This is a genomic window from Ruegeria sp. HKCCD7221, assembly GCF_013031225.1.
Classification (GTDB): Bacteria; Pseudomonadota; Alphaproteobacteria; order Rhodobacterales; family Rhodobacteraceae; genus Ruegeria.
Window position 1 is genome coordinate 914476 of sequence record NZ_WPZE01000001.1, and the last position, 24883, is coordinate 939358.

Annotated in this window: 20 protein-coding genes and 1 tRNA gene; 8 read left to right on the forward strand and 13 right to left on the reverse strand. The window is 57.8% G+C overall.

From position 1 onward, the window contains the following. On the reverse strand, nucleotides 1-2670 hold the full coding sequence (gene alaS / locus GOX73_RS04565; RefSeq protein ID WP_171124985.1) for an alanine--tRNA ligase: 2670 nt from the start codon (nucleotides 2668-2670) through the stop codon (nucleotides 1-3). A 136-nt stretch (nucleotides 2671-2806) separates the two neighbouring features. Beyond that, complete coding sequence (gene recA, locus GOX73_RS04570; RefSeq protein ID WP_171124983.1) at nucleotides 2807-3874, reverse strand: recombinase RecA; 1068 nt, start codon at nucleotides 3872-3874, stop codon at nucleotides 2807-2809. Nucleotides 3875-4066: 192 nt separating this feature from the next. Here recA and GOX73_RS04575 point away from each other — a divergent pair, with 192 nt between their 5' ends. Beyond that, on the forward strand, nucleotides 4067-4660 hold the full coding sequence (locus GOX73_RS04575; protein ID WP_171134802.1) for a sulfotransferase family 2 domain-containing protein: 594 nt from the start codon (nucleotides 4067-4069) through the stop codon (nucleotides 4658-4660). A 5-nt stretch (nucleotides 4661-4665) separates the two neighbouring features. On the opposite strand, the gene GOX73_RS04580 is transcribed toward GOX73_RS04575, so the two are convergent. The 3 genes from GOX73_RS04580 to guaB all read right to left on the reverse strand — a co-directional run bounded on the left by GOX73_RS04580 (nucleotide 4666) and on the right by guaB (nucleotide 9738). Then, the gene (locus tag GOX73_RS04580; protein ID WP_171124978.1) at nucleotides 4666-6957 is read right to left on the reverse strand and encodes an ATP-binding protein; all 2292 of its coding nucleotides are present in this window, start codon (nucleotides 6955-6957) and stop codon (nucleotides 4666-4668) included. A 103-nt stretch (nucleotides 6958-7060) separates the two neighbouring features. After that, nucleotides 7061-8218, reverse strand: coding sequence for an RsmB/NOP family class I SAM-dependent RNA methyltransferase (locus tag GOX73_RS04585; RefSeq protein ID WP_171124976.1), 1158 nt, complete (start codon nucleotides 8216-8218; stop codon nucleotides 7061-7063). 71 nt (nucleotides 8219-8289) lie between these two features. After that, nucleotides 8290-9738: an IMP dehydrogenase gene (guaB, locus tag GOX73_RS04590; RefSeq protein ID WP_171124974.1), complete on the reverse strand. Its 1449-nt coding sequence runs from the start codon at nucleotides 9736-9738 to the stop codon at nucleotides 8290-8292. Between the two features lie 217 nt (nucleotides 9739-9955). Here guaB and GOX73_RS04595 point away from each other — a divergent pair, with 217 nt between their 5' ends. Next, nucleotides 9956-12001: an ASKHA domain-containing protein gene (locus GOX73_RS04595; RefSeq protein WP_171124972.1), complete on the forward strand. Its 2046-nt coding sequence runs from the start codon at nucleotides 9956-9958 to the stop codon at nucleotides 11999-12001. Between the two features lie 24 nt (nucleotides 12002-12025). Further along, a complete protein-coding gene (locus tag GOX73_RS04600) occupies nucleotides 12026-12883 on the forward strand; it encodes a class I SAM-dependent methyltransferase (RefSeq protein ID WP_171124970.1) in 858 nt (285 codons plus the stop codon). Between the two features lies 1 nt (nucleotide 12884). Here the strand turns inward: GOX73_RS04600 and GOX73_RS04605 are convergent. From GOX73_RS04605 to GOX73_RS04625, 5 genes are all read right to left on the reverse strand, one after another. Continuing rightward, nucleotides 12885-12958: transfer RNA gene (locus tag GOX73_RS04605), tRNA-Gly, on the reverse strand. A gap of 66 nt (nucleotides 12959-13024) precedes the next feature. Then, nucleotides 13025-13852 carry a polyphosphate kinase 2 family protein gene (locus GOX73_RS04610; protein WP_171124968.1) on the reverse strand — a complete coding sequence of 276 codons (828 nt, stop codon included), beginning with the start codon at nucleotides 13850-13852 and terminating at the stop codon, nucleotides 13025-13027. A gap of 127 nt (nucleotides 13853-13979) precedes the next feature. Further along, nucleotides 13980-15041, reverse strand: coding sequence for a methyltetrahydrofolate cobalamin methyltransferase (locus GOX73_RS04615; protein ID WP_171121484.1), 1062 nt, complete (start codon nucleotides 15039-15041; stop codon nucleotides 13980-13982). Between the two features lie 9 nt (nucleotides 15042-15050). Then, complete coding sequence (locus GOX73_RS04620) at nucleotides 15051-15977, reverse strand: methylenetetrahydrofolate reductase (RefSeq protein ID WP_171125321.1); 927 nt, start codon at nucleotides 15975-15977, stop codon at nucleotides 15051-15053. Nucleotides 15978-16003: 26 nt separating this feature from the next. Beyond that, nucleotides 16004-16300, reverse strand: coding sequence for a virulence factor (locus GOX73_RS04625; RefSeq protein ID WP_171121485.1), 297 nt, complete (start codon nucleotides 16298-16300; stop codon nucleotides 16004-16006). Between the two features lie 240 nt (nucleotides 16301-16540). On the opposite strand from GOX73_RS04625, the gene GOX73_RS04630 reads away from it, so the two are divergent. Beyond that, complete coding sequence (locus GOX73_RS04630) at nucleotides 16541-17653, forward strand: Ppx/GppA phosphatase family protein (RefSeq protein ID WP_171124965.1); 1113 nt, start codon at nucleotides 16541-16543, stop codon at nucleotides 17651-17653. Continuing rightward, nucleotides 17653-18375 carry an RlmE family RNA methyltransferase gene (locus GOX73_RS04635; protein ID WP_171124964.1) on the forward strand — a complete coding sequence of 241 codons (723 nt, stop codon included), beginning with the start codon at nucleotides 17653-17655 and terminating at the stop codon, nucleotides 18373-18375. Before GOX73_RS04630 ends, GOX73_RS04635 begins: the two co-directional genes overlap by 1 nt. Here the strand turns inward: GOX73_RS04635 and GOX73_RS04640 are convergent. From GOX73_RS04640 to GOX73_RS04650, 3 genes are all read right to left on the reverse strand, one after another. Beyond that, nucleotides 18372-18512, reverse strand: coding sequence for a hypothetical protein (locus tag GOX73_RS04640; RefSeq protein ID WP_171121488.1), 141 nt, complete (start codon nucleotides 18510-18512; stop codon nucleotides 18372-18374). The genes GOX73_RS04635 and GOX73_RS04640 overlap by 4 nt on opposite strands. A gap of 145 nt (nucleotides 18513-18657) precedes the next feature. Further along, nucleotides 18658-20556, reverse strand: coding sequence for a cytochrome c3 family protein (locus GOX73_RS04645; RefSeq protein ID WP_171124962.1), 1899 nt, complete (start codon nucleotides 20554-20556; stop codon nucleotides 18658-18660). Beyond that, the gene (locus GOX73_RS04650; RefSeq protein WP_171124961.1) at nucleotides 20553-21419 is read right to left on the reverse strand and encodes a YihY/virulence factor BrkB family protein; all 867 of its coding nucleotides are present in this window, start codon (nucleotides 21417-21419) and stop codon (nucleotides 20553-20555) included. The genes GOX73_RS04645 and GOX73_RS04650 overlap by 4 nt, the downstream gene beginning before the upstream one ends. Before the next feature lie 133 nt (nucleotides 21420-21552). Here GOX73_RS04650 and GOX73_RS04655 point away from each other — a divergent pair, with 133 nt between their 5' ends. The 3 genes from GOX73_RS04655 (at nucleotide 21553) to GOX73_RS04665 (ending at nucleotide 24877) form a co-directional block, all read left to right on the forward strand. Further along, a complete protein-coding gene (locus GOX73_RS04655; protein ID WP_254428766.1) occupies nucleotides 21553-22671 on the forward strand; it encodes an AI-2E family transporter in 1119 nt (372 codons plus the stop codon). Between the two features lie 3 nt (nucleotides 22672-22674). Then, nucleotides 22675-23781, forward strand: coding sequence for an acetoin utilization protein AcuC (locus GOX73_RS04660; protein WP_171124960.1), 1107 nt, complete (start codon nucleotides 22675-22677; stop codon nucleotides 23779-23781). 118 nt (nucleotides 23782-23899) lie between these two features. Beyond that, nucleotides 23900-24877 carry a MoxR family ATPase gene (locus GOX73_RS04665; RefSeq protein WP_171124959.1) on the forward strand — a complete coding sequence of 326 codons (978 nt, stop codon included), beginning with the start codon at nucleotides 23900-23902 and terminating at the stop codon, nucleotides 24875-24877. The last annotated feature ends 6 nt before the right edge of the window (nucleotides 24878-24883 follow it).

The window sequence follows — 24883 nt, forward strand, 5'->3', positions numbered from 1 at the left end:
TTACCCCTCCAGTACCTGTTCCGCGGCTTTGATCGCCGCATCAGAATTCGAAGCATCCTTGCCGCCACCCTGCGCCATGTCAGGGCGGCCACCACCGCCCTTACCGCCCAGTTCCGCGACAGCGGCGCGAACCAGATCGACCGCCGAAACTTTTTCGGTCAGGTCCTGCGTTACACCAGCCGCGACAGCCGCCTTGCCGCCTGCATCCGCGATCAGCAAAACAGCCCCCGATCCCAGACGGCTTTTGTGTTCGTCGATCAATGCAGGCAGGTCCTTTCCGGACACACCAGTTAGCGCCTGCGCCAGGAAAGGCACGCCGTTCACGTCTTTTGCTTCAGCGCCACCCTGACCAGAGCCCCCGGCCATCGCCAAATCGCGACGCAACTGCGCCACTTCGTTCTGCAAGGCCTTGCGCTCGTCCAACAGGGTCTTCACCCGGCTGACCACGTCGTCGGGCTGGGCCTTCAGTTCGGACGCAATCTGCCCCAACCGCTGATCCTGCGCCGACAAATGGCGGAAAGCCTCATCCCCGGTCAATGCCTCGATACGGCGCACACCCGCGCTGCTGGCGCTGTCGCCAAGAACAACAAAGGTTCCGATATCGCCGGTCTGTTTGACATGCGTACCACCGCACAGCTCGATCGACCACGTTTCGCCGTCCTGCCCCTTACCCGTGGGCGCTTTGCCCATCGAGACAACGCGTACCTCGTCGCCGTATTTCTCGCCAAACAGCGCCTGCGCGCCCAGTTCACGCGCATCGTCCGGCGTCATGATCCGAGTTTCCACGGTCGAGTTCTGGCGGATAAAGGCATTCACCTCACGCTCGACCTTTTGCAGTTCCTCTGTGCTCAGCGCCTTGGAGTGGCTGAAATCAAACCGAAGCCGATCAGAGGCGTTCAGCGACCCGCGCTGTGCCACGTGATCACCCAGCGTTTCGCGCAGCGCCTCATGCAGCAGGTGCGTGGCCGAATGGTTGGCCCGGATCGCGCTGCGGCGGGTATGGTCCACCTCAAGCTCGACGCCGTCACCCTTGGACAGCACACCCTGACTGACCGTCACACGATGCGCATAGACCTTACCTTCGGCGAATTTACGAGTGTCTTCGACCTCGGCCACATCCTGCATATTCTCAAGCCGTCGGATTTCACCGGTATCCCCAACCTGACCACCGGCCTCACCATAGAAGGGAGTTTGGTTCACGATGACCCAGCCGGTGCCGCCCTGTTCGATAGTGTCGGCCAGCGCGCCATCCACGACCAGAGCAGCCACCTGCCCTTCGGCCTTTTCAGTATCATAGCCCAGAAAATCCGTGGCTCCGCCACTGTCCAGCACGTCAAACCAAACTGCCTGATCGGCGGCCTCGCCCGAGCCCGCCCATGCGGCGCGTGCTTTGGCCTTTTGTTCGGCCATCGCCTCATCAAATCCATCGGTATCCACGGTTCGGCCCTTTTCACGCAGCGCATCCTGCGTCAGGTCCAGCGGGAAACCATAAGTGTCATACAGTTTGAATGCCGCTTCACCGGGCAGAGCGGCCCCTTCGGGCAGGCCCGCAACCTCATCATCAAGCAGTTTCAGACCGCGATCCAGTGTCTGCTTGAACCGGGTTTCCTCAAGCAGCAGCGTTTCTTCGATCAGCGCCTGCGCCTGTCCCAGTTCCGTGTATTGCGCGCCCATCAGCTGCACCAAAGAGGGCACAAGGCGGTGCATCACCGGGTCTTTCGCACCCAGCAAATGCGCGTGACGCATGGCGCGACGCATAATCCGGCGCAGAACATATCCGCGCCCGTCATTGCTGGGCATCACCCCATCGGCAATCAGGAATGAAGTCGACCGCAAGTGATCAGCGATTACGCGGTGATGCACGTTTTGATCGCCGTACGGATCAACGCCGGTCGCATCGGCCGACGCCTCAATCAGCGTTTTGAACAGGTCGGTGTCATAGTTGTCATGGCTGCCCTGCAACAACGCGCCAATCCGTTCCAGCCCCATGCCAGTGTCGATGGACTGCATGTCCAGCTCCACCATCGAGCCGTCTTCGAACTGTTCGTTCTGCATGAAAACGATGTTCCAGATCTCGATGAACCGATCACCGTCTTCCTCGGCCGAACCCGGAGGGCCGCCCCAGATGTGGTCGCCATGATCATAGAAAATCTCGGTGCACGGACCACAGGGTCCGGTCGGACCCATTTGCCAGAAGTTGTCACTGGTGGCGATGCGGATAATCCGATCCTCGGGGACGCCGACCTTCTTCCAGATCTCAAACGCCTCATCATCAGTGTGGTAGACCGTTGTCAGCAGGCGGTTCTTGTCGATACCGAATTCCTTGGTGATCAGCTCCCACGCGAAGGGGATCGCGTCATGCTTGAAGTAATCCCCGAACGAGAAATTTCCCAGCATCTCAAAGAACGTATGGTGACGTGCGGTGTAACCCACATTGTCCAGATCGTTATGCTTGCCGCCTGCACGCACACATTTCTGCGCCGTCGTCGCGCGCTGATAGTCGCGGGTTTCAACGCCGGTAAACAGGTTCTTGAACTGCACCATGCCCGAATTCACGAACATCAGTGTCGGGTCATTGCGGGGCACCAAAGGGCTGGACGCCACCACTTCGTGCCCTTGTTTGGCAAAGTAGTTCAGAAAGGTCGATCGAATATCGTTCAGCGTTGGCATAAGGCTCTCTCAGCGCGCAGTCATCTTGTTCCAGAAGGGTTTATCCCCGTCCCATGGGATAGTCCACAGGATTGAAAGACCAAACGAAACAAGGCGGCCCCGAAGGACCGCCCGTCTGTCAGAAATCGGGATCGGATCAGGCTTCGAGGATGTCGTCATCCTCGGCCGCGCCGGGCGGCATATCAAAATCCAACCCATGCGCGGCTCGGATCTTGTCTTCGATTTCAAGCGCGATCCGGCTGTTGTCACGCAGGTACTGCTTGGCATTCTCACGCCCCTGCCCGATCCTCTCGTCGCCATAGCTGAACCACGAGCCAGATTTCTCGACCACACCAGCCTTGACGCCCAGATCCAGCAGCTCGCCCATCTTGCTGATGCCTTCGCCATACATAATGTCGAATTCCACCTGCTTGAACGGAGGTGCCACCTTGTTCTTGACGACCTTCACACGGGTCTGGTTGCCGACAACCTCGTCCCGATCCTTGATCGCGCCGATGCGACGGATATCCAGACGAACCGAGCTGTAGAATTTCAGAGCGTTGCCCCCGGTCGTGGTCTCAGGGCTGCCAAACATCACGCCGATCTTCATCCGAATCTGGTTGATGAAAATCACCATGCAGTTGCTGCGGCTGATCGAGCCGGTCAGCTTGCGCATCGCCTGGCTCATCAAACGGGCCTGAACGCCGACATTGCTGTCGCCCATGTCGCCTTCCAGTTCAGACTTCGGCGTCAGGGCTGCGACCGAGTCGACCACGACCATGTTCACCGCGCCCGAGCGCACCAGCGTATCAGTAATCTCAAGCGCCTGTTCGCCGGTATCGGGTTGCGAGATCAACAGCTCATCCAGATCAACACCCAGCTTGCGGGCATATTGCGGGTCCAGCGCATGTTCCGCGTCGACGAACGCACAGACACCGCCGCGCTTCTGCTGTTCTGCAATACAATGCAACGTAAGCGTGGTCTTACCCGAGCTTTCGGGTCCGTAAATCTCAACAATCCGGCCCATCGGCAGGCCACCGATTCCCAACGCGATATCCAGCCCCAGCGACCCGGTTGAGCTAGCGTCAATATCCTGCTTGGTATCTTCGCCCAGCTTCATGATCGAGCCCTTACCGAACTGCCGTTCGATCTGTGCCAGCGCACTGTCGAGCGCCTTTTGCTTGTCTGCGTTTTTCTTGTCGCTCATCGTCAGAAGATCCGCCATTGTCCTGTCGCCTTCCCTTTTGTCACACCCTTTAACGGGCGGCAATCACTGCTTTGTTCGCCTCTTGTTCCTTATGGGACCAAAAAGAGAACATTTCAATAAAAACTTACAGAAAGTACTGTTCAGCAATTGTGTTAAAGAGTCGTTTACGCCACTCTGCCCTTGTGACAAACTTGGCCAAGGACGCGATAATTGCTTGTTTTCTATAAAGAACGTCTTGCGTTCCTGGCCGTACCTAAAACCGGAAGTACAGCGTACCACACGGCGTTGCAGGATCGCGCTGACTTTGTGATTACCGGCCCGCCGGACCTGAAACACGCGCCGTTCCGACGCTATGATCGTTTTTTTCAGAATATCTTTCGAAAAATGTACGACACCGAGATGGAAATCATGGCCGTCGTCCGAGAGCCGATCGACTGGATTGGCAGTTGGTACAAGTTTCGCGCCCGGCCCGAGCGTCTGGGCCACCCTCATTCCACCCACGACCTGAGCTTTGATGATTTCGTTCAAGCTTACATGCAGACCCCGCGCCCGGAATTCGCGGATGTAGGCAGTCAGAGCCAGTTTTTTCGCACACGGAACAACGGTGTTGGCGCAAGTCACATTTTCAAATACGAAAATCAGGACAAAATACTGGATTTCCTGCAAGACCGACTTGGCACAGAGATATCTTTGACCCAAGAGAATGTCTCGCCAAAACGCGATTTGAGTTTGAGCCCGGAAACGGAAAAGGCATTTCGCCAATCACATGCCGCCGAATTCGCATGTCATGACGCCGCGCTCTGACCGTTTCAATTGATTTGTTGAAACACCGCTTCTGTAAGTTGGTTCAAAGAAAAGGGTTTCGGCAGGAAGGTCGAATTGCTGATATCGTGGTCCGAGTTCCCGAATGCGCCTTCGGTATAGCCTGACATGAAGATGACCCGGACATCGGGACGATCTTCCATCGCCTTGCGAACCCATGTCGGCCCATCCATGCCGGGCATAACGACATCGGTGACAAAAACGTCCACATTCAAGGACCCGTCTTCCAGCAACCGTAAAGCCTCTTCCGCACAATCCGCCTCAAGCACCGTGTACCCTTTCAACCTCAACGCGCGGGTGGCAAATGCGCGGACCGGTGCTTCATCCTCAACCAAGAGGACAACGCCTTCGCCCGAGCGAGCACCCTGAGCGTCAGGCAAGGTGGCTTCTTCGGGAACAACCCGCTCCTCTGCGCCAGAGACCGGCAGGAATACCGTGAATTCGGTTCCGCACCCAATCAGACTGTCAACAAAGATGAACCCCCCCGTCTGCTTTACGATTCCGTAAACAGTAGACAGGCCCAGCCCGGTGCCTTCGCCGGTTCTTTTCGTCGTGTAGAAGGGTTCAAACACCTTTTGCAATTTGTCCGAAGCAATCCCGGTGCCGCTATCAATGACCTTAACAGTAACGTATTCGCCGGGTTGAACCGTCGCGCGGTCCCTGCGAAGTGGCTCTGTCATACGAACAACCTCAGTTTCAATTCGCACATCCCCCCCTTCCGGCATGGCGTCCCGTGCATTCACGACAAGGTTCATGAAAACCTGTTCCAGTTGGCGCTTATCTGCCCGCACGGGTTTGAGAACCGGATCATGGCTGAGGATCAGGCGAATTTTCTCTCCGACCAGTCGGTTCAACAGATGGATGAGGTCAGAAATTGTATCCCGCAAGTCCAGAACTTCGGGCTGAAGGGTCTGTTTGCGTGAGAACGCCAGCAATTGACTTACCAGCGCAGCCGCGCGGTTGGCGTTTTGGTTGATCTGAACCAAATCTCCGTAGTTTGGATCATTCTGATCATGTCTAAGCAGCAACAGGTCACAATGCCCCGAGATCGCCGTTAGCAGATTGTTGAAGTCATGCGCGACACCACCCGCCAGTTGCCCAACGGCCTGCATCTTTTGTCCCTGAACGAACTGGGCCTCCAAAGTCTTAAGCTCCGTCGCATCGTTCAGCACGGCGATCAGGCAAACTTCGCCCTTGTTGACGACCTTGCTCAGAGTGACTTGAACGAAGACCTCTTTATCCTTGCGACTTAACCTAAGAAATTCCGAACACGGTACTGCATCATCGGCGGCAGAACGTGCCAGCCATTCGTGGATTGGATAGCCCAGCCCTTGCATGATCTGCGCCACGTTCGTTTCACCCGGGCGGATATCCCCGGCAAGCTTGGCGGCCAGACGGTTGACCTCTTTGATCTGCCCGTCAAGCGAAAGGCACATGAGGGGGACTGGTAAATCATCAAATGGGGCCTCAGGCGCGGGGCCGGCTGACACATTCACTGGAAGAATAAGTGTATCTTGAACTGATCCCGAGCGTGAAAGCTCACACACTGTCACCGGGATTGACGTATCGGCAGTTTCGGCACGCACAATTTCACCAGCAGGCGGGAGTTCTGTCGCAAAGACTTGCTCTATGGTCTCAGGCCGGAAACCAAGCAGACTTTCTGCAGCCCCGTTGACACGCAGCAGCGTGCCATTTCTTCCGTGCGTCAGAACAGGAACATCCGCATCGTCCCATTGCCCCCGCTCGTCCATTTTGAAGCGCCAGCAATATAAGCCGTGCCCAACATCAAAGACCGAGACCGGCACAGTCGACCCAACGGTGACAACGTCTTCACGTGCCTTTCCGTGAATTTCCGCCAAAGCTTGCAGACGAAGCAAAACCGCAGACGGGTTGGCAAACACGGACTTGAGAGAACTGTCAAGCCTGACCCCCGGAAAAGCACGGAACCGAGCCGAAGCCCTGGAATTCGCGTGGCGCACGCACCCTTCGGAATCCGCGATCACGCAGGGAAACATGTCCTGTTCTGCGAACGATGCCATGACCTTGATGGCCTGCCGAAGGAATAGTTCTGCGATCTGCCCCCTGAGCACGACCAAAAATGCAGTCGACAGAAATGAGGCACCGACGACCAGAAATCCAGTTGCAATAGCTTCCGGTAGGTCTTTGGCAAAGGGTGCGAAACTAAGTGCGCCACCCAGCATGACCAAAGCAACAAGCCTTACGTTGGCAGGAAATTTCCTGAGGGAATGTTCAGAAATCAAGGCTAGGGTTTCAGGCATTAACAACTCGGATCAAAAGATTTTTTGGAGATCAGCCCAAATTGATTAACACCCTATTAATTTTCTCGCCACAATCTACCCCAAGTTGTTTGATGCGTCAAAATTACCGCTTTATATGTGATGCGAAGAAACCGTCCGCGCCCTCAGTCGGCAACCACCTTTTGCTAAATGCCTCTCTCCATTCGGAATGCAGCGCCGTAAACCTGTCGACGACTTCATCGTTTTCGGGCCTAAACATCGAACAGGTCGCGTAGGCCAGTGTTCCGCCTTGAGCGACCAGCGACGACGTTGCCTCCAAAATTTCAAACTGCAATTCAGTCAACTCAGTCAGGCGCTGTGGGGTCAATGCCCACTTCCCGGCAGGTGCACGCCGCCATGAGCCGCTTCCTGAACATGGTGCATCAACCAACACGATATCAAAAGGACCGTGTTTCCGAACGTCTTGCGTGGACACTGTCGTAATCTTGGCACCAGCGCGGTCAGCGCGTGCAGGAATGTCACGCATCCGACCTGCGTTAACATCATGTGCGAAAACTTCGACACCGTCATGCGCAGCCAAGGCCAAAGACTTTCCTCCGCCGCCAGCGCAATAGTCGAGAACGCGCAGACCGGGCTGCAAGTCCAGCGCAGATACGACAGCTTGACTTGCCGCATCCTGAAGTTCGACAAGCCCTTCTTTATAAGCCGGACTTTGTGCGATCTTGCGGGCCCCTTCGACGACTTCAAGTGCCGTGTCACTAGCTGGATGAACGCGTGCAACGATCCCAACCTGATCCAGTGCCACAATTGCGTCGGACCGATTGGTTTTGATCAGGTTGGCGCGTAGATGGATCGGAGCACGTCTTTGCAACGCTTCTGCAGCAGGAACAGCCTGATCCCCCAAGGAATCCTTGAACACCGGCCATAACCAATCGGGGATATCGTACCGCTCTGCATCAGATGCAAAGTCTCGCCCGGCTTCCGTTTCCAGCACAGCAGTCGGCGCGTGGCGTTCGCCGGTGAAAAGCGCGGCAAGATCAGCCTGGGCTGCGCGTGACGCGCCAATCATCAGCCCCCGCCCGGTTGCCGCTCCGCCAAGTGCTGCAAAGGATCGTTTGCATCGCACAGCACCGAAAACATGGTCACGAATGGCAGCACGATCTTTGGACCCCGCAAAACGGCTGCGTCGCGCCCATCCCGTAAGCGCCTTTTCAACCGGCACTCCGCCGAGAATCTCGTCCAGAATGTCGATGGAGGCCTGAACGCGGGCTGCTGGTGTCATCGGGCTGTCCCTTGCTCTTTAGAAACGCAAAACGGCGCCCCAACAGGCGCCGCATCGCACAATTCGAGAGTTTACATCACGCGGTAATTCGGGCTTTCGCGGGTGATCTGAACGTCATGCACATGGCTTTCCTTAAGCCCCGCGCCCGTGATTTTGACAAAGTCGCAGTTGCGCCGCATCTCTTCCACAGTTGCGCAGCCGGTATAGCCCATCGCCGCGCGCAGACCGCCGACCAACTGATGCACAACGGCGCTGGCCGAGCCTTTGTAGGGCACCTGCCCTTCGATCCCTTCGGGCACCAGCTTGTCGTTGGCGGCGTCCTTCTGGAAGTACCGATCCGCCGAGCCTCGCGCCATTGCGCCCAAGCTACCCATGCCGCGATAAGATTTGAACGAGCGGCCCTGATACAAAATCACTTCACCGGGGCTTTCATCGGTGCCCGCGATCATAGAACCGACCATCGCGCAGGACGCCCCCGCCGCGATTGCCTTGGCAAAATCGCCCGAGAATTTAATGCCGCCATCGGCGATTATCGGCACATCCCCGGCCGCCGCAGCGCAATCCATGATCGCGGTCAACTGCGGCACGCCCACACCGGCCACCATCCGTGTGGTACAGATCGAGCCCGGCCCGATCCCCACCTTGATCGAGTCCGCGCCCGCGTCGATCAACGCTTTGGTCGCCTCGCCAGTGGCTACATTACCGGCGATGATCTGAACCTCGTTCGACAGGGTCTTGACCCGTTTCACCGCGTCCAGAACGCCTTGTGAATGGCCGTGTGCGGTGTCCACAACAATGATGTCGACGCCTGAATCCACCAATTGCTCGGAACGCTCAAACCCGGCATCCCCGACCGAAGTCGCCGCCGCAACGCGCAAACGGCCCAGGCGGTCTTTGCACGCAGTCGGATTCAGCACCGCTTGTTCTGTATCTTTCAGGGTCAGCAGGCCAGTCAGTTTGCCTTCGGCGTCAACAACCAGCAGCTTTTCGATCCGGCGCGCCTTCATCAGGCTTTTAGCTTCTTCCAGATCGGCGGGTTCCTGCAGCATCGCCAGATTGTCGGCGGTCATCATCGCGTGGATCGGCGTGTCGTCCGAGGTCGCAAACCGCATGTCGCGGTTGGTCACGATACCGACAACGCGCCCCTCGGGGTCGACAACGGGAAAACCGGTGAAGTTATACCGCTCGACCAGCGCCTTGGCATCAGCCAGCGTCTGATCCGCGCGCAATGTCACAGGGTTATAGACGATGCCGGATTCGAACCGCTTGACCCGGCGTACCTCGCGGGCCTGTTCCTCGGTGCTCAGGTTCTTGTGGATCACGCCGATGCCGCCCGCTTGCGCCATGGCGATGGCCATGCGCGCCTCGGTCACTGTGTCCATCGCTGAACTCAGCAGCGGGATGTTCATGGTAATCTCGCGCGTCACGCGCGTCGTCGTGTTCGCCGTTGCGGGCAGCACAGAAGATGCGCCCGGAACCAGAAGAACGTCGTCAAAGGTGAGTGCCTCACGAATCTGCATCTGCTAACCCCATGCAAAACCCCGTTTGACGGCGACCCTATTGCATGGATTCAAGCTAAGGAAAAGCCCCTGACCTAAACTAGTTTTGCCCTGCGGGACATTGCCGCGGCAAAAAACGACGCAAGACGGTCAAAACCTGCCGCTGATTGCCCTTTCCCTTTGCGCACAAACCCATATCTTGCGCGGCAGATGCGCGAATACAAAAGGCAGGCCAGATATGACCACCGAACCCCTTGTCGTTTTTACCCCGTCGGGCAAACGTGGGCACTTCCCAGTTGGCACTCCGGTCCTGACCGCTGCCCGGCAGTTGGGTGTCGATCTGGATTCGGTCTGCGGTGGGCGCGGGATTTGTTCGAAATGCCAGATCACGCCCAGCTATGGTGAGTTTCCCAAGCACGGCGTGTCGGTATCCGAAGGCGCGCTGAGCGAATGGAACGCGGTGGAACAACGCTATGACGACAAGCGCGGGTTGAAGCCGGGGCGCCGTTTGGGGTGTCAGGCCACTGTACAGGGCGATGTAGTGATCGACGTGCCGCCCGAATCTCAGGTCCATCGTCAGGTCGTGCGCAAAGCGGCTGCGGCCCGTGCCATCACCATGGATCCGGCGACGCGGCTGTATTTCGTGGTGGTCGAGGAACCCGACATGCACTCGCCCACCGGCGATCTGGAGCGGCTGGAACGCGCCCTGCGCGAGCAGTGGAAGATCGACGCCGTCACCGCCGATCTGTCGCTGATGGCAAAGTTGCAGCCTGTGCTGCGCAAAGGCAAGTGGGAGGTTACGGTAGCCGTCCACAAAGGCCACAAGGATGAGGTAGCGCAGATCGTGGAAATCTGGCCCGGCCTGCATGAGCAAGGGCTGTACGGTCTGGCCATCGACCTTGGCTCAACCACCGTCGCCGCCCACCTGACTGATCTGGAAACCGGTGAGGTCAAGGCATCGTCCGGCTTGATGAACCCGCAGATCCGCTTTGGTGAAGACCTGATGAGCCGCGTGTCCTACGCCATGATGAACCCCGGCGGCGACGCCGAGATGACCCGCGCCGTGCGTGAGGCGATCAATGACCTGACCACCTCGATCGCGGATGAGGCCGGGATCGACGCCGCGCTGATCGTGGAAACGGTGTTCGTCTGCAACCCGGTCATGCACCACCTGCTGCTGGGTCTGGACCCGGTTGAACTGGGGCAGGCCCCCTTCGCGCTGGCGACATCGGAAAGCATGTCCCTGCCCGCGCGTGAGATGGACCTGACCAAGATGAACCCCCGCGCACAGGTCTATATCCTGCCCTGTATTGCGGGACATGTGGGGGCCGACTGTGCCGCCGTTGCCCTGTCCGAGGAACCGGGCAAGTCGGAAGACCTTGTGCTGATCGTCGATGTCGGCACCAACGCCGAAATCCTGCTGGGCAACACCACACGCGTGCTGGCTTGTTCCTCGCCCACCGGCCCCGCCTTTGAAGGCGCGCAGATCAGTTCTGGCCAGCGCGCTGCGCCCGGCGCGATTGAACGGATCGAGATCGACCCCATTACCAAGGAACCCCGCTTCCGCATCATCGGGTCTGACAAGTGGTCCGACGAGGACGGGTTCGATCAGGACATCACCACCACCGGAATCACTGGCATCTGCGGCTCAGGCATTATCGAAGCCGTGGCGGAAATGCGCATCGCCGGGCTGCTGGATGAAAGCGGCCTGATCGGATCGGCTGAACAAACCGGCACCACGCGCTGCATCCCCGAAGGGCGTACACATTCCTATTTGATCCACGACGCCAGCGCCGAAGGCGGCCCGCGTATCACTGTGACCCAAGGTGACATCCGCGCCATCCAACTGGCGAAATCGGCGCTTTATGCCGGTGCGCGCCTGCTAATGGATGAGATGCAGGTCGACACCGTGGATCGCGTGGTTCTGGCCGGGGCGTTCGGCGCGCATATCTCGACCAAACACGCGATGGTTTTGGGGATGATCCCCGACGCACCGTTGGACAAGGTCTCCAGCGCAGGAAACGCGGCCGGTACCGGCGCGCGGATCGCCCTGTGCAACATCGGATCGCGCAAGGAAATTGAACGTGTCGTGCGCGAGATCACCAAAGTCGAAACCGCGATTGAGCCCAAGTTTCAGGATCATTTCGTAGCCGCCAACGCGATCCCGCACAAAACCGACCCATTTCCGGAACTGGCGCAGGTGGTCACCCTCCCCTCGCCTTCATTCAACACCGGTGGCGGGGATGAGGAAAAATCTGGCCGCCGTCGTCGCCGCAGGTCATAGTTACCCCAAAGAACCGGAGGCGACATGGCGATAACAAACGAAGAACAGGCTGAATTCTGGGGCAACTCACCCTCGGGTGCGAAATGGCTGACCTATGAGGATCAGATGGATGCCCTTCTGGCCCCGGTTCTGGATCTGGTGCTGGATCGCGCCGCTCTTCAACCGGGGCATCGTGTGTTGGACATCGGCTGCGGCACGGGCGCGAGCACGGTTCAGGCCGCCCAGGTCGTTGGCCCCAAAGGTCACGTTCTAGCCGCTGATTTTTCACAGCCTTTTCTGGATCGAGCTGCGGTACGCGCAGAGGCAGCCGGGCATTCAAATGTCGGCTTTCAATTCGCAGACGCGCAGACCCACCCTTTTGACGAAGGCGACCGGGATGCCATGATCTCGCGTTTTGGCGTGATGTTCTTCGATGATACGGTTGCTGCCTTTGCAAACATGGCACGAGCCCTGAAGCCCGGCGGGCAAATGACTTTTGCCGCTTGGGGGCCGCTCTCCGGCAACCCCTGGTTCTTTATTCCACACATTGCGGCCACCGCGCGCCTAGGAACACCACCAAAAGTGGATCGCAACGCACCCGGACCTTTGGCCTTTCATGATCAGGATCGCGTCACAGGTTTGCTGGCAGACGCCGGACTGACTGACATCAAGGTCGACGCGGTTGACCTGACCTTACCGGTATACGGAACGCTAGAGGATTGCGCTGCACTCTGTACACGAGTTGGCCCAGCGGCGCGGGTGATCGCCCACTTCGACGGTGGACCCGAAGATATCGCGGTCATTCGGGACGCAGTAGCAGGTGAATTCCAGCCCTATCAGGCAGGGGATATGGTCAACGTACCTGCGCTCATAAACTTGTTTCAGGCACGTGGGCCCGAGTAACTGGAGCGGGTAGCGGGAATCGAACCCGCGCGTTCAGCTTGGGAAGCTGACAGGCTACCATTACATCATACCCGCCGCGCGGGTTTGAATAACATTGGCTCACGACCAGCTTCAAGCGCGTTTCGACAGGATGCCGCAAGATTATTCTGTCCGGGCTCGCAGGCTGTCGATCAGCGATTTTTCAACGTCCAACACTTCGCACGCAGCATCAAGGGTTCGCTGATCCAGATGTTGCGGGCTCAGGTCGATGTCCCTTGAGAACGCCTCAACAATCGTTCGCATCGTCTTGATCCGGGCGTATTTCTTGTTGTTGGCGGGGATCACGTGCCACGGCGCTATCTGGGTCGAGGTCCGCGCCAGCATCTCATCCACCGCGACTTCCGCCTCGGACCAGTGTTCGCGGTTGCGGAAATCCTCATAGGTCAGTTTCCAGCGCTTCAGCGGGTTGCGTAGACGTTCGGTGAATCGCGCCATCTGTTCCTCGGACGAGATGTGGAAGAACAGCTTTACGATCCGCGTGCCGTCATCCACCAGCATTCGCTCGAAATCGTTGATCTCACCATAAGCGGCGCGCCAGCGATCTTCGGAGGTGAACTTTTCCAACCGCTCGACCAGCACCCGCCCATACCAGCTTCGGTCAAAAGCCGAGATCGCGCCCTCGGGCGGTAGCCGTTCCCAGAACCGCAACAGGTAATGACGATTCAGGTAGTAGTTGCGCGGCGCACCAATCGGCCAAACCTTGAAGCTGCGCGGGTCCAACGCCTGACTGATCCGCCGGATCGTGCCGCCTTTGCCCGCCGCGTCCCATCCTTCGAACACCAGCACGCCCTTGGTCCCGTGAAACAAAAACGCCTGTTGGATCAACGCCAGTTGCGCCTGCAACTCTACCAGTTCCTCAAAATACTCTTTCTTGCCCAGCCTCAGCGACAGATCTGCCTCGGTCAGTTTCGGGGGAACATGCTTGGTCATAATGGCGCCCTGATCTGCGAAAAAATCACAACCAGTGTCACTACAACGGCCACGAGAGGCATTGATCGGTGTCAAACGAAAAAAAGCCGGGCACTTGGCCCGGCTTTGACTCAAAATGTGATGCGGATCACGCGCGGCGGCGACGTCCACCACCACGACGACCACCTGCGGCACCGGCTGCCGCGGCTTCTTCAGGCGACTTGTTGAACTTGATCCATGCCCCGCCATGCGGGTCGTTGTTGGTCAGCAGGTTAGCGGCGCGGATGGCCTCCATCTCTTTGCCGGCGCGCGGTTGGGTCGAGCCCAGGCCGAACAGTTGGCAGAAGGTCTCATCATCCATATCCGCAGGCAGTACGATGCCTTTGGCTGCTACCTCGGCCTTCTTTTCAGCCAGCTTTTTGGGACCAACTGGCAAGGCCACAGGGTTCATGATCGCCGAGGTCATTCCAGCGCCCATTGCCATCGGCAGGAAGGCATTGTTGATGCCGTGACGGTTCGGCAGACCGAACGAGATGTTGGATGCACCGCAAGTCGTATTCACGCCCAGTTCCTCGCGCAGGCGACGAACCAATGCAAATACCTGCTGGCCAGCGGTTGCCATCGCGCCGATGGGCATAACCAGCGGGTCAACCACGATGTCATGGGCCGGAATGCCGAAATCGGCGGCGCGTTCAACGATCTTCTTAGCGACGTCAAACCGCACATCAGGGTCTTCGGAAATCCCGGTGTCGTCGTTCGAGATTGCCACAACCGGCACGTTGTATTTCTTGACCAGCGGCAGCACCAATTCCAGACGCTCTTCTTCACCGGTAACCGAATTCAGAAGCGGGCGGCCCTCAGCCGCCTCAAGACCGGCTTCCAGAGCGCCCGGAACCGACGAGTCGATACAGAGCGGGACGTCAACCAGGCCCTGAACCAGCTCAACGATCTTGGTCATCAGCGGTGGCTCGGTCTCGTTCGGGTTGGGGTTCGAGTTGTAGACAACGCCCGCATTGATATCCAGAACGGTCGCGCCTGCTGCAACCTGCGCGATGGCGTCCTTCTCGACAGTCGAGAAATCGCCCGCTTCCAGTTCTGCGGCCAGTTTCTTGCGGCCAGTGGGGTTAATCCGCTCACCGATCACGCAGAACGGTTCGTCAAAGCCCAGAACGGCGGTTTTTGTTTTTGATTCTACGACAGTACGGGTCATGTCCGTTCCTTAGGTATTTGCAGGCTTTGCCGAAGCGCCGCCATTGTTGATAGCCCAGTTGGCGTTAGTCTTGACGCCGCCAAGCGGGAAGAAATGTACGTTGGTGATGTTGAAATCCGGGTTGGCGGCTTTGTGGTTGGCCAATTCGGTGATCACATCGGTCGGCTCATAAGGCAGCAACAGCTTGGATACATCCATCGCGCGCTTTTGCAGAACCTTCAGCGATGGACCAACGCCACAGGCAATCGCGAATTTGATCAGGGTCTGCAACTTGGCCGGACCCGCAATACCAATATGGATCGGTAAGTCGATCCCCGCGGCCTTCAGACCGTCTGCCCATTCGATGATCGGCTTCGCGTCGAACGCAAATTGTGTCGCCAGCGCCATTTCGGCGTCGGTTGTCTCGCTGAATTTCTGTTTCCAACGCAGCGCATCGTCAACATTCTTGGTCGAGCCGTCCGGGTCGATATCCTTGTTGCCCTCGGGGTGGCCAGCCACGTGCAGACGCTTGAAACCTGCCTTGTCAAACAGGCCGGTCTCCATCAGTTGCATCGAACTGTCAAAATCACCCTGCGGCTTGTCCAGTCCACCGGCCAGCAGCAGCGCCTGATCCACGCCCGCTTCCCCCTGATACATAGAAATCCAGTTTTCCAGCGTCGCCGCGTCCTTAATGATCCGCGCAGGAAAGTGCGGCATGACCGGATAGCCCTCGGCAGCGATGCGCTTGGCGGTCTTGACCATGTCCTCGATCGGGGTGCCCTCGATATGGGCGATGTAGACGCGGGTGCCTTCGGGCAGCAGAGCGCGGAAATCCTCGACCTTTTCGGCCGTACGGGGCATTACTTCGATCGAATAGCCCTGCAAAAAGGCTTCGACGGTCGGGTTCACAGGGCCGTTTTCGGCCGCATCACGTTTCTTGAAGTTCAGCAAAGCCATCGCGGCCTCCCATATAGATTTCGGGCTCATGCCCAACCGTCATTTGCGATCAGCGCCTTGATGCGGTCCTGATCATATTCCGCTTCCAGACGCACGGCCTCGGCCTCGGCGATCTCGGACGGGTCGCCCTCAACCGCAAAAGGTTCGGCCTTGCGCCACTCGGCCAGATAGGCGTCGCTATCCTTGGCGTTCACCTTCATAGCCGCGCGGTCGATGGCTTGCTCGAACCGTTCCTCCAACTGCCGCTTTGCGCCCCGGCGGCCTTTGCCGACGATGACTTGAGCTGGGATATCGCGCCAAAAAACGATGGTGACGTCAGGCATCGCGTTTGATTCCTCCTAACCAGATGGATCGGTTCTAAACTTCAATATGGGCTCAGGTCGGTCGATTTTCGACACAAGGCAGAGTTCTAACGACCTTTTTACCCACGATGGGATACCGGCCTTGTAACGAAGTCTTGAGCAAACCCTCACATCAAAATTCTCATCACCTTAATGAGCGTCTTGCACGACGCAGGCGCGCGACCTATGGTCGGGGTAACTCGAAAATCGGAGGGCGTTACGATGGCGCCCAAGCGTCCCAAAGGTGCGGGCGCGTTCCCGAAGGCGGTCGAAAGCCCCGCGCCGGCAAGACCCGATCCAGATGCGTTGTATGCGGCGCTGGATCTGGGGACAAATAGCTGCCGCATGTTGATAGCCCAGCCCAAGGGCAGCGGGTTCCATGTGGTCGACAGCTTCTCAAAATCCGTGCAATTGGGCGCGGGTCTTGAGCGGACCGGGCGTTTGTCCCGGTCTTCCATGGCGCGCACCATTCAGGCGCTGCGGATTTGCCAGCAAAAACTGAAACGCAATAAAGTCCGACGAATGCGGCTGGTTGCGACCGAAGCTTGTCGGCGCGCCAAAAACTCACGCGACTTCATCCGGCAGGTGCGGCGCGAAACCGGGCTGACGCTTGAGATCATCCAGCCCGAGGAAGAAGCACGGCTTGCCGTGATCTCCTGCGCGCCGCTGGTTTCAACCAAGACCGAACAATTGCTGGTCGTGGATATCGGCGGCGGCTCGACCGAACTGGTGTGGATCGACATCTCATCCGTTCCGCGCCGGGACAGACCTGCGGCGATCATGCGCCTGCACAATGGGTTCCACGCGGCCGAAAGCCCATTTCCTGCGGCCAAGGTTGTGGACTGGATCAGTGTTCCCTTAGGGGTCGCGACCCTCCGGGACCAATTCAATGACGTCGAGGATGACTCGGCTCGGTTTGCCTTGATGAGCTGGTTTTTCGAAGAGAACCTGGCCGATTTCGCCCCCTACAAAGATGAGCAGGCACGTGAAGGGTTTCAGATTGTAGGCACCAGCGGCACGGTCACAACCGTTGCTGCCTCCCACCTTGGGCTCAAACGGTATGACCGAACCAAGGTCGATGGCCTGCGCATGACCAGCGATCAGATTGACAAAGTGATACGTGGTTATCTAGAACTCGGCCCTCAGGGTCGGCGCCGGGATCCGCGTATCGGTGATGACCGGCAGGCCCTGATCATGTCCGGCTCGGCCATTTTGCAGGCACTATTACGCTGCTGGCCCACCGACCGCCTTTCCGTGGCGGATCGTGGGCTGCGCGAGGGTCTGCTTTATGCACAAATGAGCGCGGACGGCGTATTGGAAGACGGACCGTTCTGATGGCGAAGACACCGACTGGCAAAAACAACTCGGGCCGCGGGCAGCGCGACCTGAAGGTTAAGGTCAAGACTGCACGTGGGCGCAAGCTCAGCTCAACCCGCTGGCTCGAACGGCAGTTGAATGACCCTTATGTCAAGCGCGCTAATGCCGAAGGGTATCGCGGACGCGCGGCCTATAAGATATTGGAACTGGACGACAAGTTTCGCTTTCTGGTCCCCGGCGCGCGCGTCGTTGATCTGGGCTGCGCGCCCGGCGGGTGGTTGCAGGTCGCTGTCAAGCGGGTGAATGCGCTGGGCGAAAAAAGCGGCAAGCGGATCGGCACGGTTCTGGGCGTGGACCTGCAAGAAGTCGAGCCGGTCGCTGGCGCAACGGCCCATGTGCTGGACTTCATGGAAGACGACGCCGACCAAAAGGTTAAAGAATGGCTGGGCGGCAAGGCCGATGTGGTAATGTCGGACATGGCAGCCGCCTCATCGGGGCATAAGCAAACCGACCATTTACGGATCATGGCACTGTGTGAGACAGCCGCCTATTTCGCATTTGACGTTTTGGAAGAAGGCGGCACCTTCGTCGCTAAAGTCCTGGCCGGTGGTGCCGAGGGCGATCTGCAAAAACTTCTGAAACAGAAATTCACCAAGGTTGCCAACGTCAAACCACCTGCGTCCCGCTCAGACAGTTCCGAGAAATTTGTTGTAGCGACTGGGTTTCGGGGCGACTCTTAATCCTCTAACGAAACCCGCTCTCCTGTCAGAACCTGCTCGCGCAGGGACGCAGCCGCGATGCCCTGTAGCAGCAGAGCCTCGCCATGGTTAAGGTATTGCGGCTTCCGTGTGCGTAGATCTTCAATGCGCTGGGACATTGATAGCGGTCGTTGCAATTGGGATATCCGAACCGGTTTTCCAAGCATTTAAACCCCTTACCGAAAAAAGCTTCTACTCCTTCCGACTTGGATACCGATAGATTTTGCCGTGAACGTGGCCGAAAGCGGGTATTACAATGCCAATTCAGCGCCCGATCTGGGCCTTTAATTGCAGCAATTCGGGGTGGTTTGGAACCCGCGACAACCCTTCAGCAAGAACGCTCTGCGCGGCCTCGACCCCACGGTTCAGTTGAACGAGTTGAACCAGTATCGGCCACGCTTCAGCACGCTGCGGGTCAAGGGTAATCACTTCGGCAAAGGCGCGCTCGGCCGCTTCGGGATTGCGAAGCGTCAAAGCCATGCCACCCAGCACCATGTGCGTTTCGGGAAAATCTAGACGGTTGGCAATCGCGCCTTGCCACTCGGACATACCCTGCCCGGCCAGTTGCCCTTGTTCGCGGGTCATTAGTTGCGGCGGAATAGTCAGAAACTCTTTCGCCGCTGCAATCCGAACATTACGGCGCGGGTCCGACAGCAACGGTTCCAACCGCTGAACCCGATCCGACATACTCGCATATCGTTGCAGAGGGGCTGCGTTGGCGCGGACAACCGGATCAACGTCCGCCAGCAAAGACGCCGTCTGAGCCGCAATTTCGTCCGAGCCAAAATCCTGCAGCAAATACGCCGCTGTCGCGCGAACGATGCCCGCCTGCCCGGGATCGGTGGCGATATCAAGCAACGCGGCGGGTCCGTCCGCGCGGCCTGTCAGCGCTTGCTGAAACGACGTGCCATAATGCGTGCCACGCTGTTCCGACTGGGGAAACCATGCCTCAATCTGTGTCGCCGCCCATTCCTGATCCTCGTCCTTATGGCAATCGGTGCAGGCATCTTCGCCAAGCCCCAAGTCCGGGCGCGGAATACGGAAACTGTGATCACGCCGACCATCGACCCCCATGTAGACACGTTCGATCATGTGGCACGACTTGCACTGTGCGCCGTCGCTGCCGTCAGGATGGTGGTGGTGATCAGGCGCGTCGTATTCTTTTGCCGTCAAAGTCGGAAAGCGGCCGTTCCCAGCGGGAGAATGGCACTGTGTGCAAACACCATTCCCCTTGGCCCGCAACGTTGCGCTGTGGGGCTCGTGGCAATCCATGCACCCTACGCCTTGCGCGTACATTTTGGACTGCAGGAACGAGCCATAGACATAGACTTCATCCAGTATCTGCCCATCCGGGTGGTACAATCCCGGCCTTAGGACCGCGAGGTTATAGGCATCATGATACGGCGTTCCCGGCAAGGGGTTGCCGTCACCATGTGCTTCACGGCGTGAATGGCATCCGGCACATTGCTGGATTTCAGCTTCGGTCTGACCGCTGCCCCAATCCATAGTGAACCCGTATTCTGTCAGGTCGCCGCCGACACTTTGACCTTTGATCCAGTCGATATGGGCAGAACCCGGGCCATGGCACGCCTCGCACCCGACGCCGATCTCCGCCTGTGTTGATGCGTAACTGCGGGTTTGCGCGTCATAGTTCTTTTCGAACCCCGTCGCATGACATTCTGCGCAGCGGGCATTCCAGTTTTTATACGGTCCTGTCCAGTGCAACCCGTCATCCGGGGGCAAATCCTGATCGGGGTAAAGGTGAAACCAACGCTTTTGCTCGGTATCCCAAACCACGTCAAAGCTTTGCAAACTGCCCTGTTCGGTTTCGAACAGATATTGCTGAAGTGGCGCGATTCCGACCACTGAATGCACATCATACTTGGTCGCTACACCGTCTTTCTCGGTGACCCGAGCACGCAGCGTATCGTCGCTGGAAAACTCGACAGACATGCCGTCATGCTCAAATCTGGTGCCGTCAAAGTCAGCGACAACATGACCGGCATCTGCCTCGGTCCACGCCAATGCGTGATGAGATTTGGCCCATGCGTCGGCTTCGGCCTGATGACACTCAACACATTTTTCCGAACCGACATAAGACGGAACCTGTGCCCAAGCAAACGCCGGGAAAAGCACTAACAAACCGAAAAGAAAATGTCTCAATCCACGGTCCCTTCGCCGGAATTCTGAAGGTCCATCAAAGCGCCGTTAAACTCAGCGCCCAAGATCAGGATCGCGGCGCATAGATACAGGAAGATCAAGGCCGCCATTGCACCGGCCAATCCGGCGTAGGTCGTGCTGTAAGACGCAAACTGACCGATATAGATCGAGAACGCCCATCCCCCTGCTGCCCATAGCGCCAGCGTAAGAACCACGCCGGGCAGAATCTGCATCACGGAATGTCGACGTGTCGGCAAAAGAAGATGCGCCAGAATCACGGTTCCGGCTGGAACGGCAACCGTAAAGGTCCATCGCAGCCGATCCACGGACAACCACTCTGATACGTTTACATCAGTCCTTTCAGACACAAGTTTTGTATAGACCGGCAAGACCACCTCGACCGCAGCGATCGCCAGAATCGTGGCACCACCGATTACCACCAGCGCCAGACAGTACAGCCGGGTTTTCCAGAACGGCCAGCTATCGTGATCATGATATGCCTGGTTCATCGCTGCACGAACGGCCACAACTCCGTTGGATGCGAAGAACACGGCCAACAAACCCCCGATGGTTATGACGCCTGAGCCGGATTCTTCCAGCACGGCCCGCAGCTCGGCCACAATAGGGTCGGCCACGTCTTGCGGCCAAGCCCCAAAGATCAGCTCAATCAATTCGTTGGTGACATAATCCTGAGACAAGGATCCGGCCAAAGCCACAGTGAACAAGACGAACGGAAACAAGGCGAGCATAAGGGACATGGCGACATGGCTGCTCATCACCAACCCGTTCTTGGCACCAAAGCGACCAAGGGCCAGCCACAGCGCCTGAAGAGGTCGGCCAAAAAGGGGAATCACGTTCGCGCTCATGCCGAAAGCCTACCCCGGCTCATTGGATCACAGAACCATCAAATCCAGTATAAAGACAAATTAATCCGTACAAATATCTGGGTGCATTGCATAATCCCGCGCGGCTGTGCAGGATCAGGATAGGATAACCAGCTTGAGGCAATCTCAGCTCAGCGGCGGGAAACCGATGCCCTTGGACCAAAACGATACGTATACGACACCCCGGCTGAAGCTGTCTGTCGTCCGCGATACCGCCATTGTTGCCACGCTGACCGTGCTGGGCCTGTATGCCGGGTCCGCATTTCTTATTCCCTTGACGATGGCATTGCTGATCAACGTTCTGATTATCGCCCTAAGCGACCGGGTGATTTCTGTCACCCACGCCCCTGTCTGGCTGGCCAATGTCGCTGGTGTGACAGTCGTTTTGGCGGGCTTGTTCATGATCATGTATATTCTGGGCAGCCAAGCGACCCAGTTCGCGCGGTCCATCAGCACCTATGAAAATCAGTTCGACGGCGCGGTAAACCGGGTCACAGGGCTGGTCGGCAATGACGTGACCACCTTTATCAGGGACAACCTAATCAGCATCGACATGTCTTATGTCGCCCGCGTTCTGTTGGGCAGCGCCACGTCCTTGCTGAACCATTTCTTCCTGATCAGCCTTTATGTGGCTTTCCTCATGGCTGAACGGCTGGCCTTTCGAAAAAAGATACAACTGGCGGCAGGAAACCCTCAGACCGGGGCCGAATTTGCGTCGGTACTGGACGCGATCTCTTACAGCCTGCAGCGTTATGTCGGTGTTAAGACATTCATCAGCCTGATCACCGCCGGAATCAGCTATTCGGTTTTCAAACTATTGGGTCTTGAATACGCCGAAACATGGGCTGTACTTACTTTTGCGCTGAATTTCATCCCCTCAATCGGTTCGATCATTGCGGTGATTTTTCCTGCGATGATTGCACTTGTTCAGTTCGACAGCATCGGTCCGTTCCTCATCATCGTATTTGGATGCGGGACAATCCAGTTCCTCATCGGCAATTTTCTGGACCCCGCCATGCTGGGGCGTTCGCTGAACATGTCGACGTTTCTGGTCATTCTCGCGCTGACCTTCTGGACAACCGTCTGGGGCATGATCGGCGCCTTTCTAAGTGTACCTCTGACGGTCTGCATCCTTATTGTCTTCAGCCACATCCCCGCGCTGCGCCCGATCGCAATCCTGATGTCGCTGGATGGACGACTGGGTGAAGATCAACAACCAACTTCCACCACCTGAGCGATGCGCCCACTGTTCATCGGATCAGAGATCTATCGAAACTCGACCTATGGTTCGAAACACCCGCTTGCGATCCCGCGCGTTTCAACGGTTATTGATCTATGCCGGGCACAAGGATGGCTTCCCCCCGAGGCATATCGGGTCAGCCCCCGGGCCAAGCCTAACGCCCTGCGCCTCTTTCACACGCCCGATTATATTGCAGCGCTTCAAAAAGCGGAAAAGACACAGTCGGTTTCCGATGAAACGCGCAAGAAATACGGCCTTGGCACACTTTCAAATCCAGTTTTCGCCGAAATGTTTCGCAGGCCAGCTACCGCCGCAGGGGGATCGTTGCTGGCCGCAGAACTACTGCGGGACGGCGGGATCGTTTACAACCCGGCCGGAGGGACGCATCACGGCCTGCCTGACCGCGCAAACGGGTTCTGCTATCTGAACGATCCTGTACTTGCGATCCTGACCTTTCTGAACGCAGGTCTAGAGCGTATCGTTTACGTGGATATCGACGCGCATCATTGTGACGGGGTCGAAGCCGCCTTTTGCGGATCTTCCAAAGTCAGAATGATCTCGGTCCACGAGGCGCGACGCTGGCCCTTTACCGGTGCGCTTGAAGACACGGCTGGGGGTGCTGCGTTCAACCTGCCAGTCGCGCGCGGACTGAACGATAGTGAGTTCTACGCGATACTGGATCAGGTGATCCTGCCCGCCACGGCCACGTTTCGCCCGCAGGCGATTATCCTTCAATGTGGCGCGGATGCTGTCGCCGAGGACCCGCTGTCACGCCTGTCTCTGTCAAACAACGCCCATTGGCGCGCCGCGGCACACCTAAGAGATATGGCACCCAGGTTTCTTGTTCTGGGCGGAGGCGGCTATAACCCATGGTCAGTCGCCCGGCTGTGGACCGGCGTTTGGGCGGTGCTTAATGGCTTTGAAATCCCTCAGGAATTAAACGCCGATGCGCAATCCGTCCTCGGCGCTTTGACGTGGAACCGGGCCGCTGGCAAACAGCCGCCGGACCATTGGTTCAAGACGTTGCGCGACAATCCAAACACCGGAGAGATCAGGCCCGATCTGTTGGCGGATATGAGGCGGCTTGCAAGCCGGATTTCGTAGTGGATTGACTTCGGAAGGGCTGCTAACCTGCAGTCATTACGAAATATTTCTGACCGCCCGGATAATTTGGAAACCTGCCAGCCTGTTTTAACCGATTGGCTGCAATTGGATCACCAAAATGAATGCACACGAACAAATAAGCGACCTCAAGGCCCGAATGGGACAGTCCATCATTGGCCAGACCGAAGTCATTGATCGCCTGATCATCGGTTTGCTGGCAAACGGTAACCTGTTGATCGAAGGATTGCCCGGCCTTGCAAAGACCCGCGCCGTCAAAGCAATGGCGCGCAACATGGACGCCAGTTTCAGCCGGATTCAGTTCACGCCAGACCTTCTTCCGTCAGACGTGACCGGAACCGAAGTGTTTCAGCAAACCGATACGGGCAGCACGTTTCGCTTCGATCCCGGCCCGATCTTTGCCAACATCGTATTGGCGGACGAAATCAACAGAGCCCCGGCCAAGGTTCAGGCCGCGCTGCTTGAGGCGATGGAAGAACGGCAGGTCACGGTTTCCGGAACAACGCATAAAATGGACCCGTTGTTCATCGTAATGGCCACGCAAAACCCCATTGAACAAGAGGGCACGTACCCCCTGCCCGAAGCGCAAATGGACCGGTTTCTGATGCATGTTCAGATCACCTACCCGCCGGTCGAAGACGAGGTCGAAGTCATACGCCTGGTCCGGAACGAGGAAATCGCAACAGGCCGGGAAATGTCTGGGGAACGCCCTGCCCCAATCCCACAGGACGCTGTGTTCACCGCGCGTTCGGAAATCGGCCAGATCCATGTCTCGGACGCGATGGACAGGTATATGGCAGATCTTGTGCAAGCGACCCGAACACCAGAAAACCTGAGCGAAGAGCTTGCTAACTGGATCGAGATCGGGGCCAGCCCCCGCGCGTCATTGGCGCTTGATAAGTGCGGGCGCGCTCATGCCTGGATGAACGGGCGCGACTATGTCGACCCCGCCGACATTCGCGCTATTGCCCATGACGTCTTTCGCCATCGCATATCCTTAAGCTTCGAAGCGCAGGGCAGCGCCAAAACCGCCGATGACGTCATTGCGGAAATCCTGCGCCTTGTGGCGTTGCCGTAAGGGCCC